General features: G+C 64.4%; 11 protein-coding genes. 8 read left to right on the forward strand and 3 right to left on the reverse strand.

Annotated elements, in window-relative coordinates:
- Nucleotides 1-322: 322 nt before the first annotated feature.
- The 4 genes from NZ849_RS02295 (at nt 323) to NZ849_RS02310 (ending at nt 5018) form a co-directional block, all read left to right on the forward strand.
- A complete protein-coding gene (locus tag NZ849_RS02295) occupies nt 323-1867 on the forward strand; it encodes a glutathione ABC transporter substrate-binding protein (protein ID WP_295403562.1) in 1545 nt (514 codons plus the stop codon).
- An 80-nt stretch (nt 1868-1947) separates the two neighbouring features.
- Nucleotides 1948-2868: an ABC transporter permease gene (locus tag NZ849_RS02300; RefSeq protein ID WP_295403566.1), complete on the forward strand. Its 921-nt coding sequence runs from the start codon at nt 1948-1950 to the stop codon at nt 2866-2868.
- On the forward strand, nt 2861-3910 hold the full coding sequence (locus tag NZ849_RS02305) for an ABC transporter permease (RefSeq protein ID WP_295403569.1): 1050 nt from the start codon (nt 2861-2863) through the stop codon (nt 3908-3910). Before NZ849_RS02300 ends, NZ849_RS02305 begins: the two co-directional genes overlap by 8 nt.
- A gap of 58 nt (nt 3911-3968) precedes the next feature.
- Nucleotides 3969-5018, forward strand: a complete 1050-nt coding sequence (locus NZ849_RS02310; RefSeq protein WP_295403571.1) for a protease complex subunit PrcB family protein — start codon at nt 3969-3971, stop codon at nt 5016-5018.
- A 2-nt stretch (nt 5019-5020) separates the two neighbouring features.
- Here NZ849_RS02310 and der read toward each other — a convergent pair whose 3' ends face one another.
- Nucleotides 5021-6352, reverse strand: coding sequence for a ribosome biogenesis GTPase Der (gene der / locus NZ849_RS02315; RefSeq protein WP_295403573.1), 1332 nt, complete (start codon nt 6350-6352; stop codon nt 5021-5023).
- A 123-nt stretch (nt 6353-6475) separates the two neighbouring features.
- Between der and NZ849_RS02320 the strand changes: the two genes are divergently transcribed.
- Together NZ849_RS02320 and NZ849_RS02325 are read left to right on the forward strand one after the other, a co-directional pair.
- Nucleotides 6476-7321: an ion transporter gene (locus NZ849_RS02320; protein ID WP_295403576.1), complete on the forward strand. Its 846-nt coding sequence runs from the start codon at nt 6476-6478 to the stop codon at nt 7319-7321.
- A 40-nt stretch (nt 7322-7361) separates the two neighbouring features.
- Nucleotides 7362-8519 (forward strand): class I SAM-dependent rRNA methyltransferase, encoded by a 1158-nt coding sequence (locus NZ849_RS02325; RefSeq protein ID WP_295403579.1) that lies wholly within the window; start codon nt 7362-7364, stop codon nt 8517-8519.
- Nucleotide 8520: 1 nt separating this feature from the next.
- On the opposite strand, the gene NZ849_RS02330 is transcribed toward NZ849_RS02325, so the two are convergent.
- Nucleotides 8521-9732 carry a YeeE/YedE family protein gene (locus NZ849_RS02330; protein ID WP_295403582.1) on the reverse strand — a complete coding sequence of 404 codons (1212 nt, stop codon included), beginning with the start codon at nt 9730-9732 and terminating at the stop codon, nt 8521-8523.
- Nucleotides 9733-9906: 174 nt separating this feature from the next.
- Here NZ849_RS02330 and NZ849_RS02335 point away from each other — a divergent pair, with 174 nt between their 5' ends.
- Both NZ849_RS02335 and NZ849_RS02340 read left to right on the forward strand, forming a co-directional pair.
- Nucleotides 9907-10425, forward strand: coding sequence for a tetratricopeptide repeat protein (locus tag NZ849_RS02335; RefSeq protein ID WP_295403585.1), 519 nt, complete (start codon nt 9907-9909; stop codon nt 10423-10425).
- A gap of 31 nt (nt 10426-10456) precedes the next feature.
- Nucleotides 10457-12118 (forward strand): acyl-CoA carboxylase subunit beta, encoded by a 1662-nt coding sequence (locus NZ849_RS02340; protein WP_295403588.1) that lies wholly within the window; start codon nt 10457-10459, stop codon nt 12116-12118.
- A gap of 11 nt (nt 12119-12129) precedes the next feature.
- Here NZ849_RS02340 and NZ849_RS02345 read toward each other — a convergent pair.
- Nucleotides 12130-12388: hypothetical protein (locus NZ849_RS02345; RefSeq protein WP_295403592.1), on the reverse strand; the 259-nt coding region annotated here is incomplete at its 5' end.

Below are 12388 nucleotides of genomic sequence, written 5' to 3' on the forward strand. Positions count from 1 at the left end.
TATTCCCCGCACACGCGGGGATGAACCGCGGGGCGCGGCCACCACGGAGATAGAAGGTTGCGTATTCCCCGCACACGCGGGGATGAACCGACAGTTCGCTTGCTTGCTCTCCAACAAATAAATCGCACAAAATGTGAGCTAGGTTGCAAGGAGCCCCGGCCCAATTTCCGTATTCTAACGGCACGTAGCAGGAAGTGCTCGGCATAGCTCATGCAGAGCCTTCGTGATTGTGGCTTCTCGGCTCGAGCCCCAAGCCCTAGGTTGCTAACCGATGACGCGGGCGGGCTCGGCTGCGGGCCAACGCTGCGAGAAGAGGAGGTTTATGCGAACCAAGTTTCTCGCCTTGCTGGCGTTCGTTCTAGCCTTTCCCCTGGCCTTCGGGCAGGGGCGCACCCTGGTTATCGCCCAGGGTACCGACCCTACCACGCTAGACGCACCACTGGCCACCGACTCTCCCTCGGCCACCGTCGTTAATCACGTGGTCGAGACCCTCTTTGAATACACCCCCGAGGGCAAAATTCAACCGCTCCTGGTTGAGCGCTACACCTTTAGCGCCGACCGCAAAACCCTTACCCTCTACCTGCGCAAAGGAATAAAATTCCACGATGGCACCGACCTCAACGCCGAAGCAGTGAAGTTTAACCTGGAGCGCCTGGTCTCCCAGGAGCTGGCCTCAGCCTTTGCTTTCCTGCTGCGGGGGCGGGTTACGGCCTTCGAAGTGGTGGACAGCCACACCCTGCGGCTGCGCATGCCCGAACCTTTCGCGCCGGTATTAGCCCACCTAACGCACAGCTCCACCGGCATCCAAAGCCCTACCGCCATCCGGCGGCTGGGCGCAGGCTACCGGGACAACCCTGTGGGCACCGGCCCTTACAAGTTTGACCGCTGGCAGAAAGGGCAGTTTGTGGAGTTAGTTCGAAACGACGATTACTGGGGAAGAAAACCGGCCATAGAGCGCCTGCGTTTCCTCGCGGTGCCTGAAGCCGCCACCCGAATGGCCCTTGTGGAAACGGGCCAAGCCCACGTAGCTGTCCGGGTACCTCCCCAAGATGTACAACGCCTAAACGCCCGTCCCGAGATTGAGGTGGTGACCACCCCCAGTGTGCGCACCATCTTTTTCTACTTCAACCAAAGCAAGAAGCCCTTTGACGACATCCGGGTGCGCAAGGCCATCAACCACGCCATCAACAAAGAGGAAATCGTTAAATTCGTGCTGGGAGGCTTTGGCCGGGTCTCTGATGCCCCCATCAGCCCGGGCATCTTTGGGTACACCAAGGTTGGCTCCTACGAGTACAACCCCGACCTAGCCCGTCAGCTCCTGGCCCAAGCAGGCTACAACGCCCAAAACCCCCTGCGAATCACCATTCATAGTCCCAACGGTCGCTACCTGCAAGACATCCGGGTGACCGAAGCGGTTCAAAGCCAGCTCAGGGCGGTAGGGGTACAAGCCCAGATTCAAACCCTGGAATGGGGCGCTTACCTAGCCGCCACCAACCAACCCCGTGACCGCAACGAAATTCAGATGGCCATGCTGGGTTGGGGCACCGTGACTGGCGATGCCGACTACGGCCTGTATGGCCTTTTCCACAGCAGTCAACATGCCCCCAACGGCTTCAACCGAGGTTTCTACACCAACCCGCGTCTGGACCGCGTTCTAGAGCAAGCACGGGTGGCCACCAACCCTCAAGCCCGCCAACAGCTCTACCGCACCGCCATGCAGATCATCTACAACGACGTGCCCTGGGTCTTCCTGCACTCCGAACAACAAGTCACAGCCATTCGCCGCGAAGTCCAGGGCTTTGTGGTACACCCCACCGAGCGCCTTATTGCCAGCGGGGCCAGCTTCCGAACTTCAGCTGAGCGCTAGGTCCAAAGTCCAACCCCGCCACACCCGTGGCGGGGTTTTCACGCACCCCACAGCCAGGTTAGGATGACCCTCAGAATCAGATGACTACCTATATCTTCCGTCGTCTTCTGACCGTGATTCCCACTCTTCTGGGGGTCTTGCTCGCTGTGTTTCTGATGGTGCGGCTGGCTCCAGGCGACCCCGCCCAACTTCTGGCCGGCGAGTTTGCTACCCCCGAGGCCCTGGCCGAAATACGCAAACGCTTTGGTCTAGACCAGCCCTGGCACGTGCAGCTCGGGCTTTACCTGGTCAACGTTGCTCGAGGCGACCTAGGGGAGTCTGTGCGCACCCGCAAGCCGGTAAGCTACGAGTTAGCCACCTACTTTCCCAACACCCTGAGGCTCACCCTGGGGGCTATGCTGGTAGCCCTGCTGGTGGGCATCCCAGCCGGCATCGTTGCAGCCCTTCGCCCCGGCACCGTCTTTGACCTCCTGGCTATGCTGGGGGCCCTGATTGGAGTTTCCATGCCGGTCTTCTGGTTTGGGCTAATGGCCATCCTCATCTTCGCTGTGGGGTTGGGCTGGTTCCCCGTTGCAGGAACTGGAAGCCTCTGGCATTTGGTGCTCCCCGCAATTACCCTGAGCACCGGCACCACCGCCATCCTGGCCCGGATGACCCGAAGCGCAATGCTCGAGGTGCTCTCCCAGGACTATATCCGCACCGCCCGGGCCAAAGGTCTGCCCGGCCGGGTGGTGGTCTTCAAGCACGCTCTGCGCAACGCCCTGATCCCGGTAGTCACGGTAGCCGGCCTGCAGTTTGGCACCCTGTTGGAAGGTGCGGTCATCACCGAAACGGTCTTTGCCTGGCCCGGGATTGGGCAACTCCTGGTAGGCTCCATCCTGGCTCGCGACTACCCGGTGGTGCAGGGCGCAGTGCTGCTGATTGCGGTGGCCTTCATCCTCATCAACCTGGTGGTTGACCTGCTCTACGGCGCCATAGACCCACGGATCCGCTATGAGTGAGCCCAATTCCTCCCAGCAAACCGCTCCTCGCTGGCGGCGACGACTCTTTAGGAACCCGCTGGCCATTGCCGGGTTTACCTTCATTGGTATTTTCGTTCTGGTCGCGGCGTTTGCCCCCTTTATTGCCCCTTACAGCCCGGTAGAGCAAAACCTGCGGGGTACCTACGTTCCACCCATGCGGATAGAGCTCAGAGGCCCAGAGGGCCAGCTGGGCCTTTGGGTACGGGAGGTAAGCCGCACCCCCTTGGGCCAGCTCGAGGTAGGCAAGGAGCTCTACCCTCTGCGGTTCTTCGTTCGTGGGGAGCCCTGGAGCTGGTGGGGCGGTCTACTCAAAAGCGACCTCCACCTCTTCGGCGTGGACGGCCCCATCAAGTTCTACCTACTGGGGGCCGATGAGCAAGGGCGGGACATCCTGAGCCGGCTGTGCTACGGGGCTTGGATATCCCTCTCCATCGGCCTCATCGCCGTTGCCATTGGTCTGGCCGTCGGGGTGCCGGTGGGGCTCCTATCGGGCTACTACGGGGGCACCTTTGACCTTCTGGCCCAGCGGGTGGTGGAGGTCATGCTCTCCTTCCCTGGCATCCTCCTCGCCATTGTGCTGGTGGCCACCCTGGGCACCGGCCTTACCAACGTGATGATCGCGGTGGGCATTGCCGCCATCCCGGTGTACGCCCGGCTGGTGCGGGGCTCGGTGCTCTCGCTGCGTGAACGGGAGTTTGTGGAGGCCGGTCGGGCCCTGGGCAGCCCCGATGCCCGCATCCTCCTACGGCATATTCTGCCCAACGCTCTCTCCCCCATCATCGTGCAGTCCAGTCTGCAGATGGCCGTGGCTATCCTGTTCGCCGCTGGGCTAGGCTTTCTGGGCCTGGGCGCCCGTCCTCCTGAACCCGAGTGGGGGCTGATGCTGGCCCGCGGCCGGGAGTACCTGGCCACTGCACCCCACGTGGCCACCTTCCCAGGGCTCGCCATCATGTTCGTGGCGCTGGGCTTCAACTTGCTGGGCGACGCCCTGCGGGACGCCCTCGACCCCCGCCGAGGCTAGTTTGAGCAAAGCTTCACCCAACCCCCACCCCTTGGCCGCTGCCGATTAAGATGGGGGTATGAAGCGATGGTGGGCGGTTTTGGCCTTGGGGCTGATGGGTTGCGTACCGCAACCCGGTGAGCGGGCCTACTGGGTTAGCGAGATCCAGCTCCTCTTTCCCGAGAGTACCGAGCGCTGGGTCTACTTCTACGGCGAAGCACAGCCAGTTGTCTTGGGGGAACGCAGTCTAAGCCTAAGCAAAGGCCCCCAAGGCTCCCCTCTGGGGGTACCCGAGGCCCTGCGGATAGACGGCGAACCCCTCTATCGCGAGATCGGCCCACCGCTACCCCGCAGCGCCCAGCTAAGCCGCGGTTTTCCCGGTGGGCAGCTCATCCTGAGGGCCCACCAAAGGGTACAAAGCGCCTGGCTTTTTGATGGGAGCTGGTCGCAGCTGGCTGGACCGTTTTCGGAAAACAGCGCCCAAAGCGTGAGGGCCCAAGCCGCCCTTCCCCGGTTTGACCGGCTAAGCCGCCCTGAAACCGAAGCGCTGCTCGCCGAGCTGCTGGAGCGCCGGGGAGGACGCCCAGTGGTGCTCTTTGAGGTTGAGCCACCGCTGCCACCCCTGCGCTTCCGGCCTGCCCCCAGCGCCCAGCAAACCACCGCCCTGGCCGTACAGTACGGCCTGGAAACCGAGCTTGTCCTTATGCCTCCAGCACCGCCCAGCCCTTCCCCTAGGGTGCTCCTGCAGGGCGGACAAGCCGCCTACAACGACCCCAGCCCCATGGCCTACCTGGCTGCAAACCCCAGCCAAATGCTCAGCCTCTGGCGCCTGGCTACCGGCAACCAGCTCCCTGCGCCCCCAGTCCCTAGCGTAGACTTCGCCCAAAGCCGGGCGGTGGCCTTCTTCTGGGGCCAAAAGCCCACCGGCGGCTACAGCCTGCAGTACATGGGTAGCCAGCTCTTGGGGAACACCCTGAGGATTACCCTGCGCCTCAACAGCCCGCCTCCCGGGGCTATTCTGACCCAGGCGCTGACCAGCCCTTTCGTGGTCCTCGAGGTACCCGGACGCTTTACCCGGGTGGAATTCGTGGACACTGGCGGGCGGCTGCTGGCCAGCACAGGCCTGTAGACCTACCCCTCCCTGCGGCCGCGGAACACCAGGCGAAAGGGGACCTCGCGCAACCCCAAGTCCTCGCCAATCCGGTTTCGGAGGTACCCCTCAAAGGCCCGGGTCACAAACTCAGGGTAGTTGCAGAAGAAGACGAACGTAGGTGGCGCCACCTCGGGCTGGGTGACAAAAAAAAGCTTGAGCGGCTTGCCCCTGAAGTTGGGCATCTGTGTCCCCAAGCTCCATACCGAAAGCCAGCGGTTGAGCTCTGCCGTCTCAAAACGCAACCGGGCCAGGCCGTAGAGCCGAACCGCCTCGGAGAGCAGCTTATGGAGGTTTTGCCCCGTAACCGAGGAGACGTAGACGGTGGGCAGGTGGGCGATGTGGGCAAGCTTAACTGCCAAGTCGGCCCGCACCCGCTTGGCCTCCTCCTTGCCAATTAGGTCCCACTTGGTGACGGTCACAACAACCGGTTTACCCGCCTCCAGGGCCTCGTTGGCCAGCTTGAGCTCGTGGTCGCCTAGCTCCTTGGGGTCCACCACCAGCAAGACCACGTCGGCCTCGCGAATAGTCTGATGGGCCCGCAAAATAGCCTGCTCCTCTACCCCGGTCTCGGGCCGCTTGCGGATACCGGCAGTGTCCACCAGCAAGAACCGATTTCCACCGTAATCGAACTCCACATCTATGGAATCGCGGGTGGTACCGGGGACCTCAGAAACAATCACCCGCTCCTCTCCCAAAATCGCGTTCAGAAGGCTTGACTTGCCCGCGTTGGGGCGGCCCACAATGGCCAGGCGGATGGGCACCACTTCGGGCTCGCTTTCCCCCTGGCGCACCGGCAGGGAGGCCCAGATGCGCTCCACCAGCTCATCCACGCCCCGGCCGTGGGCTGCGCTGGTGGGCAGGGGTTCGCCGAAGCCCAGCGCGTAGAGCTCCCCCAGGTAGGCTTCGTGCTTGGGGTCATCCACCTTGGTGGCCACCAGCAACACCGGCTTGCCCTTACGGCGCAGAAATTCGGCGACCTCGAGGTCGGCCGTGGCAAGGTCGCTTCGACCATCTACCGCAAAGAGGATCAGGTCGGCCTCCTCCACGGCCCGCTCCACCTTCTGGCGGATTTTCTCCTCCCACACATCCCCCGACCACAGGCCGCCGGTATCCACCAGCTTGAACCGGCCCCGCTCGCTCTCCACCACCCCTTCCTTGAGGTCGCGGGTCACCCCGGGCACATCGGCCACCACGGAAAACCGGCTCCCGGCCCAGGTGGCCCTTTCGGGGGACTGCCTAAGCCCCAAAAGCCGGTTGAAGAGGCTTGATTTGCCCACGTTGGGGCGGCCCACAATCACCACCTTGTACATACCAACTGCCCTCAAAAGCAGCGTTCCTGATGTTACCATAGCCTCGACCCAGGCCGAGGCCAGCAGGCGCGCAGCCAGGCAGCTGCAGACGAGGCACGCCGGCAGAGCGTCTATACTAAGCCCGTGCAGAGCATCAACCCTCTGAAGTCGCTGGTTGACTCGGTACCGTTCAACCGGGGTGTGACCGCAATCATCCTGTTCGCTGCCGGGCTGGTGGGTTTAGAAACCTATCCTGGGCTGCTCGAGGCCCACGGGACCCTGCTGAAACAGCTCAACCAGCTGGTCCTGATCCTCTTTGTCCTGGAGCTTCTGCTCCGGTTTGGGGCCGAGTGGCCCCATCCACTGCGGTTCTTCCGCGGCTGGAACCTCTTCGACCTGGCCATTGTGGTTCTGAGCCTCCTCCCAGGGCTGGGGGAGTATGCAGTGGCGGCCCGGCTACTGCGGCTTTTGCGGGTTCTTCGGCTCATCCGCACCCTCCCCGATCTGCAGGTTATTCTCGGGGCCCTGCTGCGCAGCATACCCTCCATCGGGTATGTGCTCGTCCTGCTCCTCCTTCTCCTCTATGTCTACGCGGTGGCTGGGGTGTTCCTCTTCGGCTCAAACGACCCCTTTCACTTCGGCAACCTGCACAAGGCACTCCTAACGCTCTTCAGCATCCTCACCCTAGAGGGATGGGTAGAGGTCTTCCGCATCCAGTACTTCGGCTGCGGGCGCTTTGCCCTCCCAGAACCCGAGCTCTGCACCGCGCCGCAGGCCCAGCCGCTGGTCGCCACCGCCTATATGCTCTCGTTTGTGCTGCTGGGCACCCTTATCTTCCTGAACCTCCTGGTGGGCATCGTGGTCAACAGCATGGACGAGATGCGCAAGACCCTGCGGCAGCCGCCCACCGAGTCCGAAGAGGTCTCAGAGGCAGTAGAGGAGCGCCTCAGGGAGGCTTTGGCCCTGCTCCAGCGGCTCAAGCAGGGCTAGGACCCCTCAGCAGGAAGGCAATTCGCCTTATGCTGTTAGGGTGCAGAAGGTGGTGGCCCGGGAGGGCAGGGAAAAGAAGGTGCGCAACTTCTACCCAGGGCTCTTCGCCGACGAGCTGGCCGAAGCCCCCGAGAAGCCCGGCGTCGTGCGGGTGTGCTCGAGCCGGGATGAGTTCCTGGGGGTAGGCTACTATGACCCGCAGAGCCGTCCAGCGGTGCGGGTCTACCGATTTGAGGAAGGGCCCTTGGACACCGCCCTTTTCGCGTCGCGCTTCCGCCGGGCCCAGCAGAAGCGCGCCGGTCTAGGCCCAAGCCACCGCCTGGTTCATGCCGAGGCTGACGGGCTGCCGGGGCTGGTGGTGGACCGTTTTGGCGAGGTGCTGGTGGTCCAGGTGCGCAACCGGGCTATGGAAGCCTTGAGGGAGGCCTGGCTCCCCGCACTGGTGGAAACCCTGCGGCCCGAGGCTGTCTATGAGCGCTCCGATATGGAGCAACGCCGGTTGGAGGGGCTGGAGGAGCGGGTGGGCCCGCTCTACGGGCCAGCCCCCACGGAGCTTCTGGTTGAGGAAGACGGCCTCCACTTCCAGATTCCGCTGGCGCTAGCGCAGAAGACCGGCTTTTACCTGGACCAGCGGGAAAACCGGCGGCGGCTCGAGGCGATGGTAGGCCCGGGAGAGCGGGTGCTGGACGTGTACAGCTACGTAGGGGGCTTCGCCTTGCGGGCAGTGCGAAAGGGGGCCTATGCCCTGGCCGTAGACAAGGACCTGCAGGCCCTTGGGGTGCTCGACCGCACCGCACGGCGCCACGGCCTGCGGGTGGACATCCGCCAGGGGGAGGCGCTAGGGGTGCTGCAGGCGCTGCTGCAGCAGGGGACCCAACCCTTCCGGCACGTGCTGCTGGACCCCCCCACCCTGGTCAAGCGGCCCGAGGAGCTTCCCCGGGCCAAACGCCACTTGGTAGAGCTGGTGCGGCTGAGCCTCAGGCTCCTGGAGCAGGAGGGCTGGCTTTGGCTCTCAAGCTGCGCCTACTACCTGGGGGTAGAGGAGCTGCTCGAGGTGGCCCGCCGGGCCGCTGCCGACGAGAGACGCCGCCTTCGGGTTCACACCATTACCTACAACCCCCCAGACCACCCCTGGAGCCTGCACGTCCCGGAGTCCCTCTACCTGAAGACCATCGTCCTGCAAGATGACCCCCTGTAACTCAGCAGACCGAGTCGGTGGGCTTAGGGTTGCTCAGGCCAAACCAGGGGCGCAGCCAGAGCCCCACCCCGGTTCCCAGCAGGGCCATTCCCAACCAGACCCAACCGTGCAGGCTGAAGGAGGCCACCCCGCCGATGTAGGCCCCGATGTTGCAGCCGTAGGCCAACCGGGCCCCATAGCCCATCAGGAGGCCCCCCAGCACCGCCGCCAGCAGCGTTTTCCAGCCTAGGCGGGGGTTGCGGCCGAAAACCCCGGCCGCGGCCGCGCTCAGCAGAGCCCCCAACAGGATGCCCAGGTTGGTGAGGCTGGTGGGGTGGCCTAAAAAGCCCAGCTCGAGGGGCGACCGCCCATTCCAATAGGCCCAGAAGACCGGTTCCGCCAAGCCCAACGCCTCCACCGCCTGAGAGCCCCAAAGGGTGAGCCCGGCCGTGACCCCCCAGGGCCGCCCGCTCACGTAGAGCACCGCCGCGTTCAGGACCGCCAGCACCAAAGCCGCCACCCACAGCGGCCAGCTCCCCCGCAGAATGCGGGCCCAACCGCGGGCCCCCTCGGGTTCGCGCAGGGGTGGGGGCTGCCGCTTGCGAATGACCCACTCAGCCAAGAGGGCTAAGGCCCCTACCCAGACCAGGGTCAGAGCCAACGCACCCCATAACCCCAGCCGCTCTGCCAAGGAGATGGGCGGAAGGCTCCCCAAAGAGCCCGGCCCCGCCGTCCAAAACTCCAGGTTCCAGGCCCCCAGCACCGAGCCGGCCATGAAAGCGGCCAAGGCCACCGCACCCACCAGGCTGCCGCTGCCGGTGGCGTAGAGGGTACCCGAAGCGCACCCCCCGGCGAGCTGCATGCCTACCCCGAACAGGAAGGCCCCCAAGAGCAAGCCGAGGCCGATCGGCGCCTGGTACCCGGCCAGCGGCTGGCCCCCCAGCCCCTTCCCCAGGGCAAAGAGAAACGCAAACAGCGTAGCAGTAACCGCCAGCAAAAGCATGTGCGCCTGTAAGGCCCGTCCCTGGCCCACACTCAGGAGCTGCCGAAAAGCTGAGCTGAAGCCAAATCGGGCATGGAAAAGGGTGAACCCCAGCCCTACCCCCAGCCCCAGCAACAACCCCTGGGCCGGAGGAAGCTGAACCAGAAGCCACCCCACCCCCACCAGCCCCAGGGCCACCCATCCATACTGGGGCCTGGGCTCCGCCCGCTGGGGTGTGGGGACGGGAACCACCTTCGCGCTCCTTCGCAACAACGACATAGCCCTCTCCATCCGGGGTTTTTCCGCCGACCCCGAGGCGGCGACGAGGGTCAGGTTAGCATAAATGACAAACTTTGTAAACTTATCTTGGTCAAAAATCACCCGTTTCGGAAACCCGCCAGGATAAGTTTACAGATGGGGCAGGCTATGGCTAAGCTGGATGCCGCTGCTGGCATAGAGCGGGCGCTAAGACACCTGGAAAGGGGTGAGCCGGTGCAGGCCCTGAGGGTTTTAGATCAGGTTTCCTGGAACGACCTGCACTGGCCCGAATACTGGCAGGTGCGGGCTGAGGCGTTCCTGATGCTGGGCGAGTTCCGCCACGCAGCCAGCAGCGCCCGCGAGGGGCTCACCGATGCCCCAGAGCACCTCCCCCTCCTCCGGCTGTATATCCGGGCGGTCTTGAGGCTTGGCCAACCCGAACGAGCCTGCGACACCCTGGGCCAGGCCCTAAAGCTATACCCCCACGACCCAGAGCTGCAGGAGCTGGCAAGGGAGCTCGAGCAGACAGGAAAAACCCCCCTGGCCCCGGTAAAGCCCCCTGCTCCCCAAAGCCCACCAGCCCCAAAGAACCAGGCCGAGGGATGGGCCATTCTAGGACTCCTCTTCCTAGGGGTGGCGGCCGTTTTTCTGTGGTTATGGCAAAACCTCAGATACAACGATTTTTAGACACTTTGGCAAAAAACAGTAGACTCTAGGCATGTGGCCCAGCCAAATCAGCGCCAAAGACCGCGAATCGCCCATCTTCAAACAGAACAAGGAAGCCTGGGTGCGGCGCATCGCCGAGTTCAGTGAGTCGCTCCACCAGGTGCGGCAGGGTGGAGGCCCCAAGGCCATTGAGCGCCAGCACGCAAAGGGGCGGCTAACCGCTCGAGAACGGCTTGCCAGGCTGGTGGACCCCGGCACCCAAGCCAGGGAGATCCTCACCTACGCTGGCTGGCAGATGTACCCCGAGTGGGGCGGCGCCCCTGGGGGTGGGGTGGTTACGGCCATCGGCCGGATCGCCGGGCGCGACTGGATGATCATCGCCAACGACGCCACGGTTAAGGCTGGGGCCTTCTTCCCCATCACCGCCAAAAAGGTCATCCGGGCCCAGACCATCGCCCTGGAAAACCGCCTGCCCACGGTCTACCTGGTGGACTCAGCGGGGGTTTTCCTGCCCCTGCAGGACGAGGTCTTCCCCGACCAGGACGACTTCGGCCGCATCTTCTACCTAAACGCGCGCATGTCGGCCCTGGGCATCCCGCAAATCTCCGCCATCATGGGCAACTGCGTGGCCGGGGGAGCCTACCTGCCCCTCATGACAGATGTGCTCATCATGACCGAAGGCTCCGGGCTCTACCTGGCGGGCCCGGCCCTGGTTAAGGCGGCCATCGGACAGGAGGTGAGCTCAGAGGCCCTGGGGGGAGCCCGCATGCACGCCGAGGTCTCCGGCAGCGTGGACTTCTACGAGCCGAACGACGAGGCCGCTTTAGAGCGCGTCCGCAACTTGGCCGCCCTCTACGCCAGGCCCGCGCTGGCCCCCTGGGCCCAGGAGCGCTCCCCGGTGCAGGAGCCCGCCTACCCCCCAGAGGACCTCTACGGCCTGGTCTCGCCTGACGGCAGCAAGCCCTACGACGTGCGGGAAGTGATCGCCCGGCTGGTGGACGGCTCGGTCTTCCACGAGTTCAAGGCCGCCTACGGCCAGACCCTGGTCTGCGGCTACGCTCGGCTGGGCGGCTTCCCGGTGGGCATCGTGGCCAACCAGCGCCTTGTCATCAAGAAGCCCGGGAAGATTGAGGTGGGCGGGGTTATCTACGCCGAGGCCGCCGATAAAGCCGCGCGCTTCATCCTCGAGGTCAACCAGCGCTTCATCCCACTTCTCTTCCTCATGGACGTGAGCGGGTTCATGGTGGGGCGGGAGTCGGAGGAGCAGGGCATCATCCGCCGGGGGGCCAAGCTGGTGAACGCCGTGGCCAACTCGGTGGTGCCCAAGCTGACCCTCATCATGGGTGGCTCCTTTGGCGCGGGCAACTACGCCATGGCCGGCAAGGCCTACGCCCCGCGCTTCATCTACGCCTGGCCCTCAGCCCAGTACGCGGTGATGAGTGGCAACGCGGCGGCTAAGACCCTCATGGAAATTGAGCTGTCCAAGCTCGAGCGGGAAGGAAAAAAGCCCACCGAGGAGGACCTCCTGGCCCTCTACGAGCAGATCAAGGCGCGCTACGAGGAGACCCTGGACCCCCGCTACGCGGCGGCCAGGCTCTGGGTGGACGAGGTCATCTTCCCTCACGAAACCCGCGAGCGGCTTATCCACAGCCTGGAGGTCTGCGCCCTAAATCCTGAGCAGGAGACGATGCGGGTGGGGGTCTTCCAGGTTTAGGCACCGCCTCCCTAGAAGGGCACCACCGGCCCCTGGTCGGCCCCTGAGGTGCCGTTGCCCTCGAGTCGCATAAGGGCCTCGCGATCGGGGACAAGCCGCGCTGAGAGCCAGTCCAGCCCCCCCAGCGCCGAGACGGCCTCTTCAGAGGCGCGGACCTCCCGGGCCTCCACCAAGGCCCACCCCCCCGGCCCCCGCACCTTGAGCTGCACCGGCAGGGAGCCTGCGTGCTCGTCCAGGCGGCTCCGCAGGTCAAGGAGCCGCTCCTCATCC

The sequence above is a fragment of the Meiothermus sp. genome (assembly GCF_025060375.1).
GTDB lineage: Bacteria > Deinococcota > Deinococci > Deinococcales > Thermaceae > Meiothermus.

Bases quoted from the DNA above. Each gene is read 5' to 3' on its own strand.
- NZ849_RS02295 (WP_295403562.1), top strand. From the start codon at position 323: ATGCGAACCAAGTTTCTCGCCTTGCTGGCGTTCGTTCTAGCCTTTCCC.
- NZ849_RS02300 (WP_295403566.1), top strand. From the start codon at position 1,948: ATGACTACCTATATCTTCCGTCGTCTTCTGACCGTGATTCCCACTCTT.
- NZ849_RS02305 (WP_295403569.1), top strand. From the start codon at position 2,861: ATGAGTGAGCCCAATTCCTCCCAGCAAACCGCTCCTCGCTGGCGGCGA.
- NZ849_RS02310 (WP_295403571.1), top strand. From the start codon at position 3,969: ATGAAGCGATGGTGGGCGGTTTTGGCCTTGGGGCTGATGGGTTGCGTA.
- der (WP_295403573.1), bottom strand. From the start codon at position 6,352: ATGTACAAGGTGGTGATTGTGGGCCGCCCCAACGTGGGCAAATCAAGC.
- NZ849_RS02335 (WP_295403585.1), top strand. From the start codon at position 9,907: ATGGCTAAGCTGGATGCCGCTGCTGGCATAGAGCGGGCGCTAAGACAC.
- NZ849_RS02340 (WP_295403588.1), top strand. From the start codon at position 10,457: ATGTGGCCCAGCCAAATCAGCGCCAAAGACCGCGAATCGCCCATCTTC.